This window comes from Niastella soli (genome assembly GCF_017742245.1).
GTDB classification, from domain to species: Bacteria; Bacteroidota; Bacteroidia; order Chitinophagales; family Chitinophagaceae; genus Niastella; species Niastella soli.
The window spans coordinates 366,830-392,544 of record NZ_JAGHKO010000011.1; the positions used below are offsets into that span (position 1 = coordinate 366,830).

The 25,715-nt window shown below is 45.8% G+C and carries 15 protein-coding genes; 11 read left to right on the plus strand and 4 right to left on the minus strand.

The features are described from left to right. Positions 1-17 precede the first annotated feature (17 nt). From J7I42_RS27530 to J7I42_RS27575, 10 genes are all read left to right on the plus strand, one after another. Positions 18-1,895, plus strand: a complete 1,878-nt coding sequence (locus tag J7I42_RS27530; protein ID WP_209142269.1) for a right-handed parallel beta-helix repeat-containing protein — start codon at positions 18-20, stop codon at positions 1,893-1,895. Between the two features lie 22 nt (positions 1,896-1,917). Next, positions 1,918-2,982, plus strand: a complete 1,065-nt coding sequence (locus J7I42_RS27535) for a Gfo/Idh/MocA family protein (protein WP_209142271.1) — start codon at positions 1,918-1,920, stop codon at positions 2,980-2,982. A 31-nt stretch (positions 2,983-3,013) separates the two neighbouring features. Beyond that, a complete protein-coding gene (locus J7I42_RS27540; RefSeq protein ID WP_209142273.1) occupies positions 3,014-4,600 on the plus strand; it encodes a sodium:solute symporter in 1,587 nt (528 codons plus the stop codon). A gap of 27 nt (positions 4,601-4,627) precedes the next feature. After that, on the plus strand, positions 4,628-6,838 hold the full coding sequence (locus tag J7I42_RS27545) for an alpha-L-rhamnosidase-related protein (protein ID WP_236065595.1): 2,211 nt from the start codon (positions 4,628-4,630) through the stop codon (positions 6,836-6,838). Positions 6,839-6,878: 40 nt separating this feature from the next. Continuing rightward, complete coding sequence (locus J7I42_RS27550; RefSeq protein ID WP_236065596.1) at positions 6,879-8,126, plus strand: ribulose-bisphosphate carboxylase large subunit family protein; 1,248 nt, start codon at positions 6,879-6,881, stop codon at positions 8,124-8,126. Positions 8,127-8,236: 110 nt separating this feature from the next. Beyond that, positions 8,237-9,568 carry a four-carbon acid sugar kinase family protein gene (locus tag J7I42_RS27555; protein WP_209142275.1) on the plus strand — a complete coding sequence of 444 codons (1,332 nt, stop codon included), beginning with the start codon at positions 8,237-8,239 and terminating at the stop codon, positions 9,566-9,568. A 32-nt stretch (positions 9,569-9,600) separates the two neighbouring features. After that, on the plus strand, positions 9,601-10,263 hold the full coding sequence (locus tag J7I42_RS27560; RefSeq protein WP_209142277.1) for an aspartate/glutamate racemase family protein: 663 nt from the start codon (positions 9,601-9,603) through the stop codon (positions 10,261-10,263). A gap of 49 nt (positions 10,264-10,312) precedes the next feature. Next, positions 10,313-11,647, plus strand: coding sequence for a bile acid:sodium symporter family protein (locus tag J7I42_RS27565; RefSeq protein ID WP_209142279.1), 1,335 nt, complete (start codon positions 10,313-10,315; stop codon positions 11,645-11,647). Positions 11,648-11,827: 180 nt separating this feature from the next. After that, the gene (locus J7I42_RS27570) at positions 11,828-15,277 is read left to right on the plus strand and encodes a glycosyl hydrolase (protein WP_209142281.1); all 3,450 of its coding nucleotides are present in this window, start codon (positions 11,828-11,830) and stop codon (positions 15,275-15,277) included. Positions 15,278-15,306: 29 nt separating this feature from the next. Further along, positions 15,307-17,331, plus strand: coding sequence for an aceric acid hydrolase (locus J7I42_RS27575; RefSeq protein WP_209142283.1), 2,025 nt, complete (start codon positions 15,307-15,309; stop codon positions 17,329-17,331). 176 nt (positions 17,332-17,507) lie between these two features. Here J7I42_RS27575 and J7I42_RS27580 read toward each other — a convergent pair whose 3' ends face one another. Together J7I42_RS27580 and J7I42_RS27585 are read right to left on the minus strand one after the other, a co-directional pair. Further along, positions 17,508-18,200, minus strand: coding sequence for a hypothetical protein (locus J7I42_RS27580; RefSeq protein ID WP_209142285.1), 693 nt, complete (start codon positions 18,198-18,200; stop codon positions 17,508-17,510). A 13-nt stretch (positions 18,201-18,213) separates the two neighbouring features. Further along, positions 18,214-20,559, minus strand: coding sequence for a DUF5703 domain-containing protein (locus tag J7I42_RS27585; RefSeq protein WP_209142287.1), 2,346 nt, complete (start codon positions 20,557-20,559; stop codon positions 18,214-18,216). A gap of 103 nt (positions 20,560-20,662) precedes the next feature. Here J7I42_RS27585 and J7I42_RS27590 point away from each other — a divergent pair, with 103 nt between their 5' ends. Beyond that, complete coding sequence (locus J7I42_RS27590; RefSeq protein ID WP_209142289.1) at positions 20,663-21,571, plus strand: AraC family transcriptional regulator; 909 nt, start codon at positions 20,663-20,665, stop codon at positions 21,569-21,571. A 190-nt stretch (positions 21,572-21,761) separates the two neighbouring features. On the opposite strand, the gene J7I42_RS27595 is transcribed toward J7I42_RS27590, so the two are convergent. Continuing rightward, complete coding sequence (locus J7I42_RS27595) at positions 21,762-23,288, minus strand: hypothetical protein (protein ID WP_209142291.1); 1,527 nt, start codon at positions 23,286-23,288, stop codon at positions 21,762-21,764. A gap of 34 nt (positions 23,289-23,322) precedes the next feature. Then, positions 23,323-25,614, minus strand: coding sequence for a TonB-dependent receptor (locus tag J7I42_RS27600; RefSeq protein WP_209142293.1), 2,292 nt, complete (start codon positions 25,612-25,614; stop codon positions 23,323-23,325). Positions 25,615-25,715: the final 101 nt, after the last annotated feature.

Genomic DNA, 25,715 nt, shown 5'->3' on the forward strand with positions numbered 1-25,715 from the left:
GAGAATAATAATTTAAGATGAAGAGATTATTTAAATACACGATTGCTTGCTCTTTTTTCACCTTGGTTATGAGTTTGGCTGTACAGGCTGCTGACATTTATGTAGCACCTGGCGGGGCGGATACAAATGCGGGAACAAAAGAAAAACCCATGGCTACCATAGCCATGGCATTACGTAAAGCAAGGGAAATGCGCCGGTTAAAAGACCCGGCTATTGCAAATGGCATTCATATTATTGTTGAGAATGGCGTATATGCATTTGCAGAACCGCTGTTTGTACGGCCCGAAGATTCGGGTACGCCTGGTAGTCCGACCATTATTGAAGCAGCGCCTGGTGCCAAACCGGTATTCAGTGGTGGATTATCAGTAAAGGGCTGGAGAAAGGCCATGGAGAAAATCCCGGGCTTACCGGCAGCGGCGCAAGGGAAAGTATGGGTAGCAGAGGCGCCTGTAGAAGCGGGCCGCCTGCTCGATTTCCGGCAGTTATGGGTAAACGATCAAAAGGCCATTCGTGCCCGCGATCGCAATGCCGATAGCATGAACCGCATTCTTTCCTGGAACCATGAAACCCAGCAATGCTGGATCCCCAAATCAAAAACAGCCGGCTGGGAAAATGCAGCCGGACTGGAAATGTATATCCACCAGTGGTGGGCAATTGCTATCCTCCGGATAAAATCGGTTACAGTAAAGGGTGACAGTGCCTTGTTGAGTTTTTATCAACCCGAAAGCCGTATTCAGTCTGAACATCCCTGGCCTGCGCCCTGGATCTCACAGAAAACCGGTAATTCGGCATTCTTTCTTACCAATGCCATTCAGTTTCTCGATGAACCTGGAGAATGGTACCTGGATGTAAAGAAACAACAGATCGTTTACTGGCCGCGTAATAATGAAAATATGAGCACTGCCCAGGTGGTAGCGCCCAATTTGCAAACTATTGCCCGTGTTGAAGGTACCATTGATAATCCTGTTTCGCACGTGTTCTTCAAAGGCATCGACTTTAAATACGCTACCTGGCTGCGTCCTTCGCAGGCCGGTCATGTGCCTTTACAGGCCGGTATGTTTTTGTTGGATGCGTACAAATTGAAAATACCAGGCACGCCTGATAAAAAAGGGTTGGAAAACCAGGGTTGGATCGGTCGTCAACCCGGTGGCGTTGAATTACAGTATGTAAGCAACACCGGTTTTGAGCGTTGCAATTTTTCACATATGGGAGCCACCGGTCTCGATTATATTAAGGGCACTCAATACGATACCATCGTTGGTTGCACTTTCCGTGATATTTCCGGTACAGCCATTCAGGCTGGTATGTTCTCAGATCCTGGTTTTGAGACCCACTTACCATATGCACCTGCCGATGAGCGCGAGTTGTGTCGCAAGCTCACCATCAGCAATTGTTTTATTACCAATTGTGCCAATGAAGACTGGGGTTGTGTTGGCATCAGTGCCGGTTATGTGCAGGGTATCAACATTGATCATAATGAACTGAGCGATTTGCCGTATAGTGGTATTTGCGTGGGCTGGGGCTGGACGAAAACCATCAATGCAGCGAAGAATAACCGCATTCATGCCAACCTGATACATCATTATGCAAAACATATGTACGATGTGGGCGGTTTGTACACTTTATCGGCTATGCCCGGTTCGGTGATCAGCGAGAATGTGGTGCATACCATTTTGAAGGCGCCTTACGCCCATGATCCCAACCACTTCTTTTATATCTATCTCGATGAAGGTTCTGCCTATATCAATTTAAAAGATAACTGGACCGAGCAGGAGAAATACATGAAGAACTCCAACGGGCCCGGTAACACCTGGGAGAACAATGGACCAAACGTAGCCGATAGTATAAAGAACAGAGCTGGGCTGGAAGAAGCGTATAAAGCAATAAAAAATTAAACTAACTGTATAAAATTATTATATGTTGAGTCTCGGGATACTAGGATTAGGAGAAGGGCGCAGTACTATGTCTGCCGCTTTGAACAGCGCAAAAGTGAAGCTGAAAACCATTTGCGATAGGAACGAAGAATTGTGCAAACACCGTAGCAAGGAGTTTCAGTTTTTCAATTATACTACGAAGTATGAGGATATGCTGAACGATCCTGAGATTGACATCATTGCAATATATACGCCGGATAAATTGCATGCAGAACATATTAAACAGGCATTGCTGGCTAACAAACATGTGGTTTGTACCAAGCCCTTGATCGATGACCTGGCAAAAGCAAAGGAATTGCTTGATCTGCAAAAGAAAACCGGTAAGAAAGTATTTGTAGGGCAAAGCTCCCGGTTTTTTGAGCCTGCCAAAAGACAGCGGAAAGATTTTGAGGCTGGTTTGGTAGGCGAGCTGATCACTGTGGAAAGCCATTACCACGCCGATCATCGCTGGTTTTTAGAAAAACCCTGGGCTTTGGAAAGTTCCTTCAAATGGCTCTATGGCGGGTTAAGTCACCCGGTTGATTTTATTCGTTGGTACCTGCCCGATATTGAAGAGGTAATGGGGTATGGGATGATCAGCAGCAATGGGAAAACAGCTGGTTTGAAAAATGAAGACACCATGCACTTTATTTTCAGGGCTAAGGATGGTCGCATTGCACGCGTAAGCGGCGCTTATACCGGGCCTATTCAGCCGGCTCAAAGGGATAGTGGCATGAGTGTGATCTTACGAGGTACCGAAGGCGCCTCTCAGGCCGATTATCATGAACTGCGTTATGCTATTACTGATAAGACCGGCGAAGAAAAAGTAGTTCATTGGGGCGATAAGACCATTAAATACTATTTCCGTTTTGAAGGCCAGAGTCACCATGCGGGGGAATACCAGAATTACCTGGAATATTTTGCCGATAGCATCACCAACAACACAATCGCTTATCCTGATCTGCAAGAGGGAATAGGCACTATTGCGTTGTTGCAGGCAATGGATCAGTCTTTAAAAGAGAGAAAGCCCGTGAAGGTGAGTGATATTTTGAAGGCGCATGGCTTATAGATAATTAAACCCTGATAACTAAATCTTAACGATGAAGGCCATATACAATCTGTTACAACCAGTAGACTTTGTAATTGTTGCGATTTACCTGGCGATCCTTCTTGGAATAGGGCTATGGGTAAGTTTTGGACAAAAAAAGAACAAAGACCAAAACCTGTTCCTGGCCGATAAATCATTAGGCTGGGCGAGCATAGGTTTTACCATGTGGGGTACCAATGTAGGGCCCTCCATGTTAGTAGCATCAGCCAGTGCCGGTTATTTATCCGGCATAGTATCTGGTAATTTTGCGTGGTATGCGTTTGTGTTCATTCTCATGCTGGCGGTGGTATTTGCACCTCGGTACCTGGGCGCCAATGTATCCACCTTACCTGAGTTCTTAGGAAAACGGTTCGGTGAGAATACCCGCAATATTCTGGCCTGGTATACCCTGATCACTATTTTGATCTCCTGGCTGTCGCTGGGCTTGTTTGCCGGCGGTGTGTTGATCAGACAACTGCTGGGATTGGAAATGTGGTTGTCGGTGATCGTTATGGTGGTGGTGTCTACTTTGTTTGTTATTGCAGGTGGCTTAAAAACCATTGCCTATACCAGCGTATTTCAAATGTTGTTGTTGATTGCGGTATCATTATTACTGGTGGTACTAGGGGTGTCAAAAGCCGGAGGTCTACATGCTATATATGAAAAAACACCGCCGCATTTCTGGAATTTGTTTCAACCTAACAGCGATACAAGCTATCCCTGGCTGCCTATTTTGCTGGGGTACCCCGTTATGGGGGTGTGGTTCTTTTGTACCGAACAATCCATGGTACAGTCCGTATTAGGAGCCAAAAGTTTAAAACAGGGACAATTGGGCGCCAACTTTATTGGCTGGTTAAAAATACTGGATGTGCCCCTGTTTATTTTACCTGGGATAATTTGTTATGTGCTGTATCCGAATATAAATCCTGATGAAGCTTACCTGACGATGGTAACCAATTTGTTTCCGGCAGGTTTGAAGGGCCTGATCATCGTAGTGCTGGTGGCTTGTTTAATAAGCACCATTGGCGCCTCGCTCAATTCAGTGAGTACGGTGTTTACCATGGATATATATGTTAAAAAATACAATGCTCAGGCTACTAACCGGGAGATCATTCGTGTAGGCCGGATCATTACGGTGGTGGGAGCCATCGTATCAGTTGCGGTGGCACTGGCGATTGATCTGATAAAAGGGCTGGACCTGTTTAACGTGTTTCAGTCGGTGTTAGGTTTCCTGGCGCCGCCTATGACCGTTGCTTTTTTGTTTGGCGTGCTTTGGAAGAAAACAACGCCCCGCGCCATCAATTGTGTATTGACCATAGGTACGGCGTTTTGCCTGTTGATAGGGATCTTATATTTGTGGGTATACCCGTCAAAAACATACACCATTTGGCCGCATTTTATGCTGTTGTCGTTTTACCTGTTTCTTGTATTAAGCGCCATGACGATTTTGATCTCGGTTTTTGATAAAAAAGGTGCATTACAAATACAGCAGGCCGCTTATTTTAAAAGCCTGGCCAAACCCGACAAACGGGTATGGGTTATGTGGAGCGTACTTGTAGCGGTAATGATAGGATTGTACTTAGTTTTTAACGGACACTAATTTTTGCATTTAATAAATCTTTCCGGAATGAATTGCAAACATGCCATATTGCGTCAAACGATTTGGATAGCATTAGTATTATTCGTCTGTAATACAGCCATGGCTCAGAGCGAGCCTGTACAAAAAAGCGCCCCAACTGCTCCTGCTACCTGGATCTGGTATCCCGGTGACTTCGAGATCTGGCTGGCCAATAATATGCAGAACCGCCGTACAGAACGTGGTTCTTTCTTTCCTCCATTCTGGAAGCTGGATGGACATTATGTGTTGATGGATTTTCATAAGGATGTGGAATTAACCGGACCTGAAGACATCGATGTATTTGTAGAAGGGAAATATATTCTCAAGCTCGATGGTAAAGGTTTTGAAGGAACACCGTCACGGATAACCATTCCCGCAGGCAAACACCGTATCAATGTAAAAGTATTCAGCGCTGGTACCGTGCCTGCTATTTATGTAAAAGGTAAAACCATTGCTTCTGATTCTTCCTGGCTGGTAACCTTTGAAGATAAAGAGTGGATCGATGAAACAGGTAAGACCTCCGATGTATCGGCCACTGTTTGGTTGAATGCCGGCAGCTGGAATTTCAATGAACCAACACAACGTCCTTCGGCCTTCAAACTGGCCGTGAAACCACAATCTGCTGTGTCTGCCACCAAAAACAATGGTTCCTTACTGGTTGATTTTGGTAAAGAAACATTTGGTTATATCCGCCTGCATGGGTTACAGGGCAAAGGCAAAGTGTCGTTGTATTATGGCGAATCAAAAGAAGAAGCGTTGGCTACAGGTACCTGTGAAACGCTGGATAGGGTAGCCGTGAATGCTGATGGAAAGATGGATTCCATAATGATGCTTACAAAGGCATTCCGGTATGTAAATGTACAGGCAGAAGGCGGCGTTACGCTTGATTCTGTTTCTATGTTGTACGAATACCTGCCTGTAGAGAACCGCGGTGCTTTTCGTTGTTCAGATACTGGCATCAATAAAATATGGGATGTAGCGGCTTATACCATGCATTTGTGTACGCGGGAATTCTTTATAGATGGAATAAAACGCGATCGCTGGATCTGGAGTGGTGATGCATATCAAAGCTACCTGATGAACTATTACCTGTACTTTGATGTGCCTACAGTCAACCGCACGTTGATGGCCTTGCGTGGTAAAGATCCCGTGACCAGCCACATCAATACCATCATGGACTATACTTTTTACTGGTTCCTGGGAATATATGACCTGTATCAGTATACTGGCGATAAAACATTCATTCAACAGTTCTACCCCCGCATGCAAAGCATGATGGAGTATTGCCTGGGCCGTCGTAATAAAGATGGCATGATGCAGGGGCTGTCTGGCGACTGGATCTTTATTGACTGGGCACCCGGGTTAAGCAAAAAAGGAGAAGTGAGCTTTGAGCAAATGCTTTTCTGTAGAAGTCTGGAAACCATGGCGCTTTGTGCTAAGATGGTGAACGATACAAAAAATGAAACGCTGTACAAACAGCTCGCTGCCGATATGCGGTCGAAACTGTTTTCTATTTACTGGAACGAAAGCAAACATGCGCTGGTACACAGCCGGGTTGATGGAAAACCAACCGATAACGTAACCCGTTACGCCAATATGTTCGGCATCTTCTTTAATTACTTTAATGAAGACCAAAAACAACAGGTAAAACAACATGTGTTGTTGAACGACAATATTCAAAAGATCACTACGCCCTATATGCGTTTTTATGAGCTGGAAGCATTGTGTGCGATGGGTGAACAAAAATATGTGTTGAACGAAATGAAAAGCTACTGGGGCGGTATGTTACAGGCCGGTGCTACTTCATTCTGGGAAGAATACAATCCATCCAAAACAGGCGCCGACCATTATTCTATGTATGGCCGTCCGTTTGGAAAAAGCCTTTGTCATGCCTGGGGTGCCAGTCCAATTTACCTGTTGGGTAAATACTATCTGGGCGTACAACCTGCTTCGCCCGGTTATGCCACCTGGACGGCAGAACCCGTTCTGGGCGGTTTGCAATGGATGGAAGGTAAAGTGCCCACACCCAAAGGAGACATCAGCGTATATTGCAGCACTACCCAGATCAAGATAAAAAGTGCTGTGGGAACAGGAATACTTAAGTTTAAAAGTCAAACAAAGCCATCTTCTAAAGGAGCTACGATCGTAAGCAAAGGGAATAATGTTTACGAGGTGACTATTGAGGCTGGTAAAGAGTACGAAATAAAGTATAAGAGTTAACCAGTTGATCAGGTTGATCAGGTTGAAAATAATAAAACAAATGATGGAAAGGATAACAGCAACATACTATATCGAAACGCCTTTAGACCCGGAAAAAGCAGCAACAGTTTTAGCAGGGGAACAATCGTCTGGGACGTTCATTGCGGTACCTGGTGAAACCGAAGAGTTGAAACAGCGATTTGCCGCAAGAGTAGAAAAAGTAACCCCATTGGAAACTGTTACTACGCCAGCGATGCCTGGGGCTGCCAGCAACAATGGACAATACCATCGTGCCGAGATCCAGGTGTCGTGGAGCATCGAGAACTTTGGTTATAACCTGCCGGTGTTGACCTCAACGCTGCAAGGTAACCTGTATGAACTGCGCCAGTTTACTGGTTTAAAGCTGATGGATATAGCGTTGCCGGCTTCCTATGCCCAACATTATAAAGGACCCGCCTTTGGGATAGAAGGTTGCCGTCAGTTAACCAATGTGCAAAACAGACCCCTGATCGGTACCATCATAAAACCCAGTATTGGACTTACACCTGAGCAAACAGCAGCAATGGTTAAAACACTGGCCGGAGCTGGGATCGACTTTATAAAAGATGATGAGTTGTTGTCTTCATCGGCTAATTCCTCTTTCAAAGATAGAGTAGATGCGATCATGAAAGTGATCAATGCGCATGCCGATGCAACCGGTAAAAAGGTGATGTATGCCTTTAATATCAGCGGTGAGATCGATGAAATGCTGCAACGCTATGAATATATAGTAAAGAGTGGCGGTACCTGCGCTATGGTAAGCATCAACAGTGTAGGGATGGCCGGTGTAAAAAAGATCTGTGATCAACGCCAGCTGGCAATCCATGCGCACCGCAATGGCTGGGGGATGCAAACCCGTCATCCGTTGCTGGGGATCGATTTCCGGGCCTATCAAAAATTATGGCGGGTAGCAGGGGTTGACCAACTGCACGTAAATGGTATTCAGAATAAATTCTGGGAAAGCGATGATTCAGTTGTGGCTTCTATAAAATCTTTGCAAACGCCGTTCTATGATCACGAATCGGTATTGCCGGTGGTGTCTAGCGGCCAATGGGGCGGACAGGCGCCGGAAACCTATCGTCGCACCCAAACAGTTGATCTGTTATACATGGCCGGTGGTGGCATTATGGCGCACCCCCTGGGCGCAGCAGCTGGTGTTGTGGCCTTACAACAGGCATGGCAGGCAGCGGTGGATGGGTTGAGTGTTGAACAGGCTGCGGCTAAGTATAAAGAGTTTTCTGAGTCGGTAAAACAGTTTGGGAAGAAATAGTTAACAAGTGAGTTGTGAGTGGTGAATGGTGAGTAGGATCCCGAAATTCGAGAGATCCGAAAAATCGCGAGTCCACTCACCACTGACAACTGACCACTCACACTTAAACAATGGAATCAAAAAGCAACAACATACTACTAGCATTCTACGGAGATGACTTTACTGGATCAACAGATGCGCTTGAGTTTTTAACCCGTGCCGGGGCGAAGACTGCTTTATTCATTGAACCGCCAACAACGGAACAATTAAAGAAGTATCCAGGTCTTAATGCGTTTGGGGTGGCGGGTAAAACCCGTGCCATGGCGCCGGCAGAGATGGAGCAAACCCTGTTACCTGCTTTTGAAAAATTAAAGCAAACCGGGGCGCGCCATGTACATTATAAAGTATGCTCCACCTTTGATTCTTCTCCCACAATAGGAAGCATAGGAAAGGCCATCGATACTGGTTATACTGTTTTCAGAAACAAATGCATTCCCTTGCTGGTAGCGGCGCCTGTATTGGGCCGTTATTGTATGTTCGGGAATCTGTTTGCACGGATGGGGATCGGTAGCAATGGAAAAATTTACCGGCTCGACAGACATCCGTCCATGAGCAAACACCCCGTAACACCGGCAGATGAAAGCGACTTGCGGCTGCATCTGGAGAAACAGACTTCGAAGAAAACAGGATTGATAGACATTCTGCAATTGTCGAACGGGTCGCTTCAGCAGGCGTGGGAGGAAGTGGTTCAACAGGGATTTGAAGTGGCGTTGTTCGATGCCTTATACCAGGAGCAATTAAAGCTCATTGGAGAACTGATAGATGCGCAGGCCAATACCGGTACTTTGTTTTCTGTAGGTTCGTCAGGAATTGAAATGGCATTGGGCCAGCATTGGAACTTTACAGACCAATTGACGTCAAGACAGGCCTGGGACCATCCCGGCAAAGCAGCGCCATTATTGGTGATTGTAGGTAGTTGTTCGCCCATAACGGCCGGACAGATCACCTACGCCAAATCAAAAGGATTTGAAGAGATCCTGATCGATGCGCCGGCTATTTGCAACAATGATCAGCAGTCTATTCATGTAGCGATCAGTAAAGCGGTTGACTTCCTGAATAAAGGAAAACATGTAATTATTAGCACGGGAGGGGCTGGTAGCCAGCAAACCGTTAACTTACCTGCAGCACAATTGGGCGGGGCATTGGGGTCAATTGCCCGTGACGCCGTGCGTCAGTCACCTGTAAAAAGGATCGTAATTGCCGGTGGCGATACCAGCAGCTATGCAGCCCGCGCCATGGGTATTGAAGCCGTAGAAATGATCGCAGCCCTGGTGCCAGGTGCACCTTTGTGTAAAGCAACGGCACCCGGTTCGTCTATTGATGGTTTGGAAGTAAATTTCAAAGGCGGACAGGTAGGCGGTGAAGATTATTTTGAAGTGTTGATGCAAGGCAATTTGAATTAATACAACTATAACAGAAGAAAATAATATACAACATGCAACAGAAGACTTTAGGACTTATTCATACTTCAGCAACATTGGTGCCTATGTTCCAACAATTAGTTAGTGAACATATGCCCCAGGTAAAGGTGTTCAACATTGTTGACGACAGCCTTATTAAAAACACCATTGCCTGTGGAGAATTAACGCCCACCACTGCACGCCGGGTAGTGAACTATGTTGGGTCTGCGGAATTAGCGGGCGCCGACTTTATTCTGGTGACCTGTTCTTCCATTGGCGCTGCTGTAGAAGCCGCTGCTGAATTGACCAATGTGCCTGTATTGCGCGTTGATCAGCCGATGGCCGATCAGGCAGTACGCACCGGTAAACGCATTGGCGTAATTGCAACGTTGTCAACTACCCTGCAACCCACCAGCGACCTGGTAAAACGCAGAGCGGCTGTCGCAGGCAAAGACATAGAGTTGCAGGCAGTATTGTGCGAAGGCGCTTTTGACGCTTTAATGAGCGGTGATGGCGCTAAACACGATGAAATGGTTGGGAAAGCATTACGCGAATTGTCTGCTAAAGTAGACGTGATCGTATTGGCGCAAGCCTCTATGGCCCGGGTAGCCGATGCCTTGTCGCCCGAAGATAAAAAAGTGCCTATCCTGGCCAGTCCGGGTATTGCTGTACAACATATTGCCTCTATTTTAAAATAATTGAATAAAGCCGGGAAGCTTAGGTAGCTCCCGGCTCTATATAATCCATATGAAAAGAGTATCCCAGGTGTTTTTGGTGGCTGGTATTGCAGGTTTGGTTGCCTTACTGATCGGTATTATAATGCAAAATCCGTTGTTGTACAAACCCGTTGCGGTTGGTGCGGCCGTGTGCACAGCCATCGGGTTAGGTGCTATTCCTGCATTGAAGGGTTATAGGTATACCGCCTGGATCATTGCCGCAGTAGTTGCCGGGATGATGTTCCCTGCTTCTTTCACCAACTGGGGTTCCATCGATCTCCGGAATAAATGGTTGATGTTGATCATCATTCAGCTGGTGATGTTTGGTATGGGTATACAAATGAAACTGGAAGATTTTACCAGTGTTGGTAAAACCGGCCGTGGGGTGGTGATTGGTTTAATGTGCCATTTCTCTATTATGCCCCTGATGGGATTGCTGCTTACAAAAGTATTTCATTTTGAACCGGAGATTGCCGCTGGGATCATTCTTATTGGCTCTACCTCAAGTGGGTTGGCCTCTAACGTAATGGTATACCTTGCGAAGGCCAACCTCATGCTATCTGTAGTAGTTACTGCTATGGCCACGATGGCTGCCCCTTTCTTTACGCCCTTATTGATGAAATTATTGGCCGGCACCCTGGTGCAGGTAAAAGTGGTCCATATGATGATGGAGATCATCAAGATCGTGATCGTACCTATTGGCGCCGCGCTGTTACACGACTTTTTAAAAAATGCTACTCCCAAAAGCGTTCGGTTAATAACTGTGCTGTTTGTTGTAGCAGCCTTATGGCTGGTAGCTTTACCGCTTGGTTGGTGGGATTATCTGTCTGCCCACGTTACTTCAGAATCATTCTTACAATCCATCGAAATATTCGGGTTTTTATTAAGCGCTGTAGTAGCTGGTGTGTTGTACCACCTGCTGGCGAAGGCCATTACAAAGCTCGATTCCATTATGCCTTATTTTTCCATGTTCGGCATCATTTATTTTACCACGGTTACAACCGCTGCCGGACATGACAATTTATTAAAGACCGGCTTTTTATTGTTCCTGTGTTCAGTGATCCACAATGCGGCCGGGTTCTTCTTTGGCTACTGGTTGGGACGTTTGTTCAGGTTGGATAAAAACGCTGCCCGCACCGTAGCATTTGAAGTGGGTTTGCAAAATGCCGGTATGGCCTCGGGTATTGCAGCCAGTATGGGCAAGCTCGGTACGTTGGGGTTACCCGCTGCCGTGTTCAGTCCATGGATGAATGTGGCTGGGTCTATATTAGCAAATTACTGGCGCAAAAGGCCGGTTAAAGAGGAGTTGAGTGTTCAGGAAGGGGATTTTGATGTAGCGAAAGAGGTTGATGTGGTTGCGAGTTGAAAGTTGAAGGTTGAAAGTTAAGTTCGTAGGTTCTTGAGTTATTTAGTTATTAAGGTAATTCGGATAAGCGCGGGTTCAAAGCCTTTGCCGAATCGCAGGCGAGGCCGATTCACGACTTGGCCACCGAAGCCTTGACTAAGGTGGCTTGCCGTTTCACGTTTCACGATCCATGATTAATAAATGAAGAAACATAGTATAATATTAGCTTCTTGTTTAGCGGCGCTGTTCCTGTTTCCACAGGCAGGTAAGTATGCTGGAGCCTCATATACAAGCGAGGCCCCGTTAACAGACACCTCATTGGATGAACTGTTCCGTCATCCACCGGAGCCCGCCAAACCCTGGGTATTCTGGTACTGGATGCAGGCGGCTGCTTCCAAAGAAGGTATTACTGCCGACCTGGAAGCCATGAAATCGGCCGGATTAGGCGGTGCTTATATGATGTTCATCAAAGGCGCAGATAGTGTGCCCTTGTTTAATCCACCCGCACAGCAATTAACCCCTCATTGGTGGGAACTGGTGAAATTTGCCATGCAGGAAGCCAAACGCCTGCACTTTCAATTGGGGATGCACGTGAGTGATGGTTTTGCCCTGGCCGGTGGCCCCTGGATAAAACCAGCAATGTCCATGCAACGGGTGGTAAGCACTAAAACGTACGTTTCCGGTAAACAAACCTTCAATGGGGTATTACCGCAACCTGAAACAAAGGAAAATTACTATAAAGACATTGCGGTATTGGCCTATCCCACGATGATCAAAAAAAGCATTGCGGATACAGCATTGATACCGGTTGTGAGCAGCAGTGTGGCCGGCGTTTCGCCCCAATTCCTGGCAGAGAAACATAACCGCCAAAACTTTAGAAGCGACAGTGCCTGCTGGATCCAATATGCCTACGCCAGGCCGTTCACCTGCCGCTCTATTGTTATTCATCCCAGCGGCACTAATTATCCATGCCGCCAGTTACGCATTGAGGTAAGTAATGACGGTAAAAAGTTCACCCCCGTTGAGCGGATGCAGTCGCCTCGTACCGGCTGGCAGGATTTTGACTTTGATCTTACTTATTCAATCAAAGCCATTACTGCCCGGTATTTCAGGTTTGTATATGATAAAAAGGGATTGGAGCCCGGATCGGAAGATCTGGATTTTGCCAAGTGGAAACCGGTGTTAAAGATCACGGGTATTTATTTATCGGGCGAACCGGTGATACATCAATATGAAGGAAAAAGCGGCGCTGTTTGGCGCCTAAGCGAACGGACAGCTGCAGCACAGGTACCCGATTCGTTATGTGTTCCATTGAACCGCATCATTGATATTACCAGTAAAATGACGGGGGATGGCCATCTCAATTGGGAGGTGCCTGAAGGCAATTGGACCATCGTGCGGATGGGGCATACCTCCACGGGACAGACCAATGCAACCGGTGGTGGCGGTAAAGGACTGGAATGCGATAAGTTTAATCCGGAAGCCGTAAAGCTGCAATTTGACAGCTGGTTTGCAGAGGCCATTCGTCAGGCAGGACCGGATGTAGCCAAAGACGTATTGAAACTATTCCATATTGATAGCTGGGAATGCGGCAGCCAGAACTGGTCGCCGGTTTTCAGGGATGAATTTAAAAAGCGTCGGGGGTATGATTGCTTACCCTATCTCATAACCATGGCTGGTGTACCAGTGCAAAGCGCCGATGTATCAGAACGCTTTTTATATGACGTACGCCAAACGATCATAGAACTGGTAAGAGATGTGTTTTATATAACGTTGAAAAACCTGGCGCATGAGAAGGGCTGTGTAGTGAGCGCAGAAAGTATTGCACCCACCATGACCAGCGATGGATTATTGCATTATAAAGAAGTTGATCTTCCTATGGGCGAGTTCTGGTTAAAAAGCCCAACCCACGATAAACCCAATGATATGTTTGATGCCATATCCGGCGCGCATATCTATGGTAAACCGGTTATCGGTGCAGAAGCATTTACCGAATTGCGGCTGTCCTGGGATGAACACCCGGGGATGTTGAAAGCATTAGCTGACAGGAATTATGCGTCGGGTATAAACAAGCTCGTGTACCACGTATCTATGGAAAGTCCGTGGCTGGACCGAAAACCCGGGATGACATTGAATGGGATCGGTCTCTATTTCCAACGGGACCAAACCTGGTGGAAGCCGGGTAGGGCCTGGGTGGAATATGCTCAGCGTTGTCAGGCGTTATTACAGACCGGTAAACCAGTGGTAGATGTAGCTGTGTTCACCGGTGAAGATATTCCCCGTCGTTCGATATTGCCATACAGACTCGTAAATACGCTGCCGGGCATTTTTGGTGACTCAGTTGTTCAATCAGAGAAAAAGCGATTAGCCAATGACGGTAATCCGTTGCGCACCATGCCCGAAGGCGTAACCCATACAGCCAATATGGCTGACCCGGAAAAATGGATCGATCCATTACATGGTTATGCCTATGATTGTTTTAACCCGGATGTTTTGTTACAGGCAACTGTACGTAATGGAAGGGTTGAGTTTCCCGGAGGCGCCAGTTATAAAATATTGGTGCTGCCACAGCCGCATTCGATGTCACCCGTGGCCAAACGCATGACACCGGCGGTTATTAGAAAGATCGCAGAACTGGTAAAAGCTGGTGCAACCATAATTGTAAATGACGCACCCGAACAATCATACAGCCTTGAACAAAGAACTGCTGCTGATAAAGAAGTAAAAGCCATTGCAGCTACTATCTGGAAAAAAGCACCAGCCGGTAAATTGAAACAATGGAAAGTAGGGAAGGGAACTGTGATACAGGGACCGTATATGGAAAGTTCTTTTGAACCTGTTGGATTAGAAAAAGACATCACCTTCCAGGCTTCCGGAAAGCCTGTTCACGATATGGCCTGGACGCACAGGACGGGTGAAGGGTTCGATATTTATTTTATCAGTAACCAGCGTAATGAGGAACGGAGCGTATTTGTTACTTTACGAAAAACCGGTTATTTGCCTGAGATCTGGGACCCGGTTACTGGAAGTCAAACAGACGCGGCGCCTTATTTATTCAGGAATAGCAGGACCGTTATACCACTGGACCTTCCTGCTAATGGCTCTGTATTCATCGTATTACGAAAGCCGACAAATGGAAAATTTTCCCTGGTTGAATCTGCTGTAAAACGAGAGGCCATTCAAAATCCCTGGACTGTTACATTTGATAGCACTAAGGGCGGCCCGGCAAAGCCTGTCGTATTTGAACAATTAAAGGACTGGTCAACGGATAATAATAATGCCATTAAATATTATTCCGGAACAGCGGCCTATACAAATACCATTGAATGCAGGGATACGATCAACGCCGGTACAAAGGTTTTTATAGAAGTGGGTCAGTTAGCCAACATAGGGGAGGTGTATGTGAATGGTATTTCCTGTGGTGTTATGTGGACGCCTCCTTATCGGATTGATGTTACCAAAGCCATTCATCCTGGTAAAAATGAATTGCGGATAGCAGTGACGAATACCTGGTTCAACCGCTTGAAAGGGGATCAGTTATTGCCGGAGAAAGAACGAATTACCTGGACCAATGCGCCTTTCTGGTCGAAAGATAAACCGCTGTTGCCTGCTGGTTTGTTAGGTCCGGTAACTTTGATAGTAGAACAATAATATAGAACGTTGAAAAATTTGTAAAAGCTATGTATAAAAGTATTCATCTTTTCCTTGTCCTGTTGGTTGCGGGAGATTGTGTGTACAGTCAGAACAACAGCCTGGTGAATACCAGCAAGAGCACGCATGTGAAATTGCAACCAGTAGACCTGTCGGCCACCGTTTGGACTGGTGGTTTTTGGGGCGAACGGATGCAGGTATGTAAGGACTCTATGGTGCCACATTTATGGCGTACTTATACCGACGCCAATGTGAGCCACGCCTATAAGAATTTTGAAATTGCAGCCGGTAAGGATACCGGATCGCACAGCGGTCCCCCGTTCCATGATGGCGATTTTTATAAACTGCTGGAAGGGGTGACCAGTTTGTATGCGGTCTCCAAAGACAAGCACCTGGAAACGATGCTTGATACAGCTATTGCTACCATTGTGGCCTGTCAGCGCCCCGATGGTTATATTCATACGCCTGTACTGATTGAAGCGCGCAAGCAAACCAATAAGGAGAAAGCATTTGGCGATCGGCTTAATTTTGAAACGTACAACCTTGGTCACCTCATGACCGCTGGTTGTGTTCATTACCGTGTTACTGGTAAAAGAACTTTATTGGATGTAGCCATAAAAGCAGCCGATTACCTGGATAATTTCTATAAGCGTGCTTCGCCTGAGTTAGCCCGTAATGCCATTTGTCCTTCACATTACATGGGTGTGGTGGAATTGTATCGTACTACCAAAGATCCCAAATACCTGCAACTGGCCACTAACCTCATTAACATTCGCGGATTGGTGGAAGAAGGTACTGATGATAACCAGGACCGCATTCCTTTCCGTCAGCAAATGGAGGCGATGGGCCATGCGGTGCGCGCCAATTATTTGTATGCAGGTGTGGCCGATGTATATGCCGAAACCGGTGATGATTCCCTGATGACTTGTTTAAACAGCATCTGGAATGATGTGGTGTACAAAAAGATGTACGTTACCGGCGGTTGTGGCGCTTTGTATGATGGCGTATCACCTTATGGTACTTCCTATAAACCACCTGTAGTTCAAAAAACGCATCAGGCATATGGCCGGGCTTATCAGTTGCCAAACATCACTGCGCATAATGAGACCTGTGCCAATATCGGTAACTTGTTGTGGAACTGGCGGATGCTGTTGTTGTCGGGCGATGCCAAGTATGCCGATGTAATGGAATTGGAATTGTACAACGGTATCTTATCAGGTATCAGCCTTGATGGTAATAATTTCTTTTATACCAATCCGCTGAGTCATTCAGCTGATTTTCCCTATACATTACGTTGGCAGGAAGCAGGCCGCGTACCCTATATCAAATTGTCTAATTGTTGTCCGCCCAATACGGTACGTACCATGGCGGAAGTAAGTGATTATGCTTACACCACTTCTGACAAAGGGGTATGGGTGCATTTGTATGGTGCCAATAAATTGTCTACAAAGCTGGATGATGGTTCGGCGCTGGAGATGACGCAACAAAGCAATTATCCCTGGGATGGCCATATTAAATTCACTGTTACAAAAGCGGAAGCCAAGGCCTTCTCATTGTTTTTGCGCATACCAGGCTGGTGTAATAAAGCGGGATTAACCCTGAATGGCAAACCCGTAACTGCTACCTCCAAACCGGCGCAATACGCCGAGATCAATCGTACCTGGAAGGCCGGGGATGTAATAGAGCTCGAGCTGAGCATGCCGGTAACTTTGATTGAAAGCAATCCACAGGTTGAAGAGACCCGTAACCAATTGGCCGTAAAACGTGGTCCGGTAGTGTATTGCCTGGAATCAACTGATTTGCCAAAAGGAACAAACGTGTTTGATATTGCAATACCCATAAAGAACGATCTGAAGCCAGTGCTGACCACTATCAGTAAAAGCAAGATCGCTACTTTACAGGGAACGGCGTTGTTAGAGCCTAAAACCGATTGGTCGAACGCTTTGTATAAAGAAGTACGCACCACCTCCACTCCGATAAAAATAACCATGGTGCCCTATTATGCCTGGGGTAATCGCGGCAAGTCGGATATGACGGTGTGGGTGAGGAAATAATATTTACAGACCTGTAAGGTGCGTCATTGGGTTTCGAATAATCAGGTGATCAATGCGGTCCTGACAGGTCTTGTTTTAACTAAATAATAATGGCGCAAGCGTCCGCTTGTGCCGATAAAGACCTGTGCAATACAACCCACTGTTAAGGCAAGCTCGAATGATGCACCTTACAGGTCTTATTCATTATCGAAATTGGTCATCCCTTTTAAGAACTCATTCCTCTCAAGGATCTCCCCATCAAATACATTGATCACGGTTACATGCTGGCTGTTGCCCGTGGCATTATCGGCTTCCATGATCTGCCAGACTATTGTTTTATAGGTTTGATTGTAATAAATATAGATATCGCCTGGTTTGGTAATAGGCGCTTCTTTATCGGCAGCTGCTATTGATAATGCTTTGGTACAGGGAATGATCTTCTTCTTCTGGTTTACAATACCTTCAAACTGTCCTTTCTTTAACAACTCACCATTCTGTTTTACTTCCAGTTTGAATACAAAAGGGATCTCGCCCTTAAATTTCATTTCATAAAAGATAGCATACACAAAGTTCACCGGATTGTTGTCATTGTCGAGGACCACAACAGGTGTAAACAGTTTTTCATTGATCGCTGAATCAAGGTACTTTACGCTTCTTATTGTTAGTTCTTTGAAGAAGGCGGCAGAAGTTTCCCTGATGATCTCGGTTTGGAGACGGGCTTTTACTGAATCGGGAATTTGGTTGTAATCAAACAATTTGAAATCCTGCACCGGCAATTCGGCGGGTGCCATCGCCAGTTTGTCGAGGTACTTTATTTTATCGCAGGGCGATTGCGCCTGCGACAGGATTGTTACCAGACAAATCAGCGATAAGACGAGTAAGGATCTCATGTTTTTAAATACTTTAATAGTCCTTCGCCGGCAGCATATCGATCACATCTTTCTTTCTTTCTTCCGGGAGCACTGTGAGTGATTGTACTTTCCCATTTATAACGGTTGCTTCAACCGTAGTGTTATAGGGTGCGTGTAATTTAAAATGTACGTCCTGATCTTTAGGCCAGGCAGGGCAGAGGTAGATCTTTTTGCCATCGGCCTGTAACAACATCTCCTGTAAACCGATCATGCCACTGCCGCCCCAGTTGTGATCGGGCGTCCAGTCGAACCCGGGGCCCCAGAAAGCGGGAAAGCGGCGACCGCTGTTCCTTAATTTCTGGGTGGTTAGCTGCAGGGCCTCGTTGGTCAATCCCAGGCGGGCGGCAAAAATGTTATCCTGTTTCCAGCCTATATGACTTCTGAATTTAAGCGCGTCTGTATCGTGTTTAAAGGTATTGATGGCGGTATCCAGACCGGGTTTCCCAATCCCATATATACCCCATGGAAAAACAGGATATAGTTGGGGACATTCCGTATTGTTAACCCGTTCCCATAGTTTGGCGGGGGCAATGGTTGTGTAATTACCAAATTGTCTGAAATTAATAGGGGGGATGCGCAGCAAGAGCTGTTGCCATTGCGTGCGTGCCGAGTCAGCAAGGTATGTTGCCGGTAATTCCAGTAATCTGGTCAGTACCGTACGTAAACCGGAAACCGTACTGCTGGCGTTATAGGTCATCTTGTAGGTCTCTGCAGCTGAGCCGGGAAATAATATAAGGTTACCATTGCCATCGAGGCTCTTTCTTCCCCGTTTACTGGCCAGGTATTGATAGTGTTCGTTAAAGAAACGAAGACAGCTTTCAATAAGCGGCATGTATTCTTTTATATTGTTGCCGTTATAACGCTCAGTCTCCAGTATCATTAAACAAAACTCCAGCGCGGTATCCCATTCGTATTCCAGCCAGGCATTGTATTCAACGCCTTTATCAAAATCGGCGGGGCGCTTCCAACCCCATTCTGTACAATTGGGCAATCCAAAATTTTCAAGCTGTTCTGCGAAGCAGGCACCTTTATGCTGCCAGTAGGTTTCACTGCGTAATTCGGCGTTACGCAGTATACGCTGGTAAAAATCAAACTGTGCTTTCATGCCGTCGTAATCGCCGCTCTTCAGCATAGGGAAATAAACCAGCCGTTGGTTTTGGGCTGTGTGAATACCACCCCCCCAGTTACGGAAATCGGGTGTAAAACGCATGCTGCTATCTATTGCAGAAGGATCGTAAGTGAACAATCCACCATTAAATTTGGTAGGATAATTTCCCATAGCGTTACAACCAAGCATATAACGGAACAACTGGTAATTACGACCGGTTTGCCAAAGCACAGAACCGGTATCGGGCCGGTTGGGTTGCAGATATACAAAACTGCGTTGCCAGTATTGTTTCCACCAGTTACGGGTTTGTTGCCAGGCGGTTGCTGAATATTTAGCAGCATCCGTACTAACGGTTTGCAGGCCGGTCAACCAGGCTTCGGGGGTAGGCGTTTGAGCAGTATGCAATAAAACGGTAATGTGATGTTCGCGGGCGGCTTTTTTGCTTTGCAGTTTCCAGCCTTTGAAATCGGTATCCATATAAGTGCCCGTATACGTGCCTGCTGGTTGCAGGTTGTTCCCCTGCAAAGAGCCGCCAAACGTTAGGTTGGCAATTGGGTTGTATAATTGGTCTTTTACCGCTTCCAGCCCTTGTTGTTTTACCGTTATATCAAAAACATTTGGTACATCTCCGCGGTTACGGTGATAAAACAACACGGTATTGTCTTTAAAGTCAATATTATCTTTATTAGTAATTACTTCAGTAGGAGGGGCCCATTTGTAGGAATTGGCATTGTTGGCTTTGCCGGTAAGGGTACGGTTGGTATACCGCCAGCTTTCATAACTCACTTCTGTCTTCACGGCTTCATTGCCTGTAACGTCTATATGTACCACAGGACGGAACACATCTACCCATATTTTTATAGTTGTTTGCAGCCGGTTGTTCCGGCCGTCGATCTGTACATAACCGGCTGCTAAATTTAATTCCTGTTTAAAATATTCGCCCTCAAAGACATTTGGTGTGCATTTGACACGTATTCGTCCTTCTTTTAATAAGGCATTGTTTTCATCAAAGCAACCGCTTTTGGCCATGTACACTAACAGGTCGCCTTTTTCTACCCAAATGTTCAATCCGATATCACCCCCACCGCATGGCATGGATTCTCCTGCATTTCTACTTTGTGAATTCCAGATAATATTGTAAGTTGGTAATACAGACTGTGCCGGTAAAACCAGCGGCAACAGGTTATAAGCGATAACCCCTATTATAAGTAGAATGTTTTTTTTATTCATGGGCTGGTATACAATTCGATGTTCCAGGTTTTAGAATATTATTAGATCATGCCTGGAATCAGCGAATGTAAGTATCTTGCCGTAAATTCTATTGTTATACCATATGAATGCGAAAAATAAAGAGGGTTCCCATAAAAACATCTGGTATGGAATTGGTCGCCAGCGCATAGAGATCCCGAAAACAGTGCTGAAGCAAAAAGTACAAACGAATGCTTTGCTGAATCAATTGTACGTTTGCAGCCTGGGATATTATCCTAATGCGCGTGGTCACTATACATACCGGAAAAAGGGATTGCCGGAAAACTTTTTATTTTATTGTGTGGATGGCGCTGGGTGGTACCAGATAGGGGATAAAAAATCGGAAGTAGGGCCGAATCAGTTTTTTATTCTGCCTCAGAATGTTGAACATGCCTATGGCAGTGCAGAGGATAACCCCTGGAGCATCTACTGGATCCATTTTGGGGGCGAATCATTGCCACAAATGAATGGGTTGCATGCAGTACAAAAACATTTCAAACCATTTTATATAAAAAGCAGCGGTGAGATCCTGTCTATGTTCTCCCGGATGTACAAAGCGCTGGAATTGGGGTATAGTACCGATAACCTCATTTTCGCTAATTTATGTTTGCCGCATTTTCTGAGCCTGTTTATATATAATTCGAAACATACCACCGTTAGTCCCAATGATAAGCTGGATGTGGTTGACAGTGCCATTCTGTATATGCAGGAGCACATCAATGAAAATATTTCCCTGCAGGACCTGAGCTCTCACTACAATTATTCAGCTTCCCGCTTTTCCAGTTTGTTTAAACAAAAGACCGGCTATGCCCCAATTGATTATTTCATCCAAATGAAAATGCAAAAGGCCAGTCAGCAGCTGGACTTTAGCACCAGCTCTGTTAAGGACATTGCCTTAAGTATGGGTTTTGATGATCCGTATTATTTTTCTAAAAGGTTCAGGAAGATCATTGGGTTGTCCCCGAAGCAGTATAGGTCGCAGAAGAAGGATTGAGGAGTTAATCAGTTGACCAGTTAACTAGTTGACCAGTTGAAAAATTGACAAGGTGGATAAGGTAAGGAGGTATGCATTAAGTGTCGAGCTACAGGCGAAAATGGGAGTGGTGAGTGAACTCGAAATTATTTGTGAATACCGAGTAATAGCGAGCCCACTCACAACTGACAACTCACAACTGACATTCGACTTATTTCAAACGTCTCCGCCTCACTTTCAACCAAAGCACCAACCCTACCGCAATTATCACTATCTGAAAGAACGCCCACACCATCGTACTCGCATCCCTCGTGCCCTTACCGCCCCAATCCATGAAATGGTGTTTGTGCAATAGGGCAAACGAATACCCCTCCGCCAGCTCATTGTTATTAACTTTTGCAGATAATCTGCCGGTAGCCGTTTCTACAAAATACCTTGCGTTTTCGGACCCGGTATAATTGACCCGCCAAACAGGCAACCGTTTATCCGCAAAGTTGTATTCGTCGTTGAATTTTGAGATCAATGAAACAGACTGAACATTACCTGATGTATTCTTGCTGAACTGGTTCGCCAGCCAGGTGGCATATTTTTCTTCTCCTGTAGGTAAAAGGGTATAATCATTCGTATTAATGAACGTAATGCCAGGTTCCATACTGGTAACCCGCCACCAGGTTTGTTCATTCATACTAACCAGACTGACATTACTAATTGGTTTGGATACCACTTGTTGTAATCTGGTAATATCAAGTTCGATGTTAGGGGAGAACTGGTTGCTGATAAAAAATGTATTCCGGTTATCGGGTTTAAATTTAGCAAACGCATGCCAGGCGCCACTGAACGACCAGGCCAGGGTAAACAGCGCGCCAACAATAGCCGTGTACCGGTGGTAACGCCGGGCTTTTACAACAACATTGCCAGTTGCTTTTTTTGATTTTGTAATAAAGAAAATGTAGAGGCCCATCAGCGTTGTGCAAAAGGCTAATAATGTAAGGGCTATAATAAACACCAGTTTGGTATTTCCCAATGCGTCGAGCCACGACCAGGTATGTAACCATTGGAAGATGTTGTCAAATATTGCCCGTCTGTTGTCCATAGCGAAAGCAAAGCGGTCCTGCGTGGTTTCCACATAGATGCGGATGCCATCGGGTCGGTCAAAGGTTACTTTGTAAACCGGTAGCAGGCGGTTTACATATTTGTATTCGTTATCAAATTCGGTTAACTGATGGGCGTTGGCTATGGTGCTGCCGCTTGTATTTTTCAATACACAAGCCGTAGCGGCATTACAACAATCCGGAAGCTCCTCTTCTGCCGGGGCAACCAATGCTACCGGGCTGACCGTAGTAACTGTTTCGCTTTTAGGCGGTCCTTCTAAAAATTGCCGGGCCAGGTATTGCGCATACAACCAGTCGCCTGATGGCAGTAACCTGCCATTCGATACGCTCAGGTATACAGGCGCTTTATTTGCTTCCTTTTGGACCTGGTAAAAGAAATTAGTATCGATATGAATGAATCGTACCGCATGGAAATTCGTAATGTTATTTTTTTGCAACGCCGCTTTTAATGGCGTATGGATGGCGTTGGTGTCAATGGCTACGGGTGGTATTTTTTGGGTGGCCACCTGTGGCTTGATGTTTGTCATCAATGGATGCATAAAACCACTGGCTGCCCATAATAACACCGGTATGGCAATGATCAATGATAAGGTACGGTGCAACCCGTATATATTCTTACGAAGCATTATTTGTAGATAGGGTATTTGTGTTTTAGCCGTATTAATGTTTTCCAAACTTATAACCTACCCCAATATTAAATTCTCTTGGGTCGCCGAGGTTATAACTTAATGCACTGCCCGATTTGCTGGCATAGGTTGAATAATACCTGTTGGTGGCGTTCATGGCATTTACCCATACTTCAAAAGAGTGGATAGTATATCCGGCACGTAAGTTCAACAGATCATAACCACCATATTGTTTGGTATTGGCATTGTCCATATAATAAGGACCGATATGTTGCCATTCGGCACCTACGCGCAATCCTTTTACAAAGACAGGTTTATAGGTTATTTCCGCATTGGCTATAAAACGCGGACCACCTGCCAGTTGGTTGTTGTTATAAGCAACTCCTTTTTCAACATAATCGCCAAAGGTGTGTTTGCTGGTGGCGCCACTGAAACGGACTGACAAGCTATTTACCGGACGATAGGTAATGCCATATTCAATACCGGTATGTTTTGTTTTTCCGGCATTCTGGTTTTCGGTAGAACCGTCGGGGTTCTTCACGCTGATGATCTCATTGGTGCCATTTAACAGGTACCAGCTCCAGTCGGCATACAGCTTATTTTTTAACAAGGAAAACCAGCCGCCCACTTCATAATTGTAAAAGGTTTGCGGGCCCAGGTAAGGCACCTGAACGCCGGTATACAATTCACTGATCTGTGGGGGAACAAAACCCTCACTGTAGTTTGCATACAGGCCGGTTCCTTTATAGTTATAGGTGGCGCCTATTTTGGGGGAGAAACGTTTGAAATTATTTGTAGTAGAAGGAGCGCCCGTATAAGCAGAAGGTGGCAACGCATTGCTGAAGTTGTAATGATAGAAATCATATCGCAAAGCTGCCGTTAATTTCAAACCCCTTACCAATTCTGCTTCATAGTGAACATAGGATGCCAGGTTGTTGATGCGTGTTTTATATTGGCTAAGTACAGAGTCGGTAGTGTTATAGCTGACATAATACCCCCGGTTGTCGCGCTGGATGTAAATGAAATTGGCATTATAGGATGATGGACTGTTGTCGACCGTTATGCCCGCAATTAACTTACTGTTCAGAAAGTTGAATGATTGCTGGTGTTGTGCTACCACCATATATGTATTAAATGCGCTTTCGTTTATCTCTCCATAAGCCAGTGACGGATCACTGGTCACATTCTTCACCCGGTACGATGGATTTTGTTGTACCGAGTTATCGCGGTACACAAACGAAACCTGGGTGCTGCTGTTGGCATTCCATTGATGGAACAGCTGCGATTTATAACGAATGGCCGGCACTTTGCGGTAGGTGAATGTTTGGGGGGTACTGTAATCTTTATTGGCGAAATGCGTGCTGTCGAGAGAGCCCAGCATATCGCTGTAATAATTTACATAGGTGATGTCGTTCACCCATTTGGTTTTATCGCTGATGGCATAATCGCCCCGGACGGTAATGCCGGTTTTATGAAAATCGCTGTGGTCTACGGGACCGTTATGGCGCTTGGCGTAATACCCGCTGATCAGCAAACCAAATTTGCCGAACGTGTTGCCCACCTGTACATCTGTTCTTTTATATCCGGTATTGGTGAGCTGTGCACTTACCTGTCCGGTAAATACAGCCGGTGGTGCCTGGGTAATGATATTCACCGCGCCGCCAATCGCTTCAGCGCCGTATAGCGAAGAGGCTGGTCCTTTTATGATCTCGATCTGCCGGGCTGCGGGCAGGTTCATTTCCAACAAAGCATTGTGATTATAAACACCTGTTGTGCGAATGGGAATACCATCTTCCAGGTATAAGAACAGGCTTTTGGTGGTCATGGGTTGGCGAATGCTCATTTGGTGTTGTTCATTGCCCAGGTTCACCATGTTTACGCCACTCACTTTGTTCACCAGTTGATCAATGCGAATGGCTTTGGAGTCTTCCATGGTTTGCTTGCTGATGGTGGCAATGGCTACCGGTGCTTCGCTTCGTTTCTGCGCTGTTCTGCTGGCGCTGATCACTATTTCCTGTAAGCTGTTATTGTTGCTTTGTAAGTTTACCAGTAGTGAGCTTTGCGCACCTGTGCGGATGGTTACAGGCTGGTATCCCAATGAAGTGATGATGATTTCGGTCGCGGTATCTGCCAATGGGAGGGTGAACTCGCCATTCGTATTGGTAATAGTTCCTTTATTAGTGTGCTTTATTTGTACGGAAGCCCGGGCTATCGGTTCATGCGTGGCGGCGTCCATCACTTTGCCAACGCAATTGGTTTGTGCATTGGAATGGAGGCTGGTAAATATGATCAATAAAGCAGTCAGCCAATTTATAAAAGGTCTCATAGTTGTAACATATTACACATGCAGGTAGCCAATTCAGGCAATACAATGCCTGCTATGCTTACGCATGCTTAAGTTGAAGTGGAATAGGTTGCTGGGAAAGG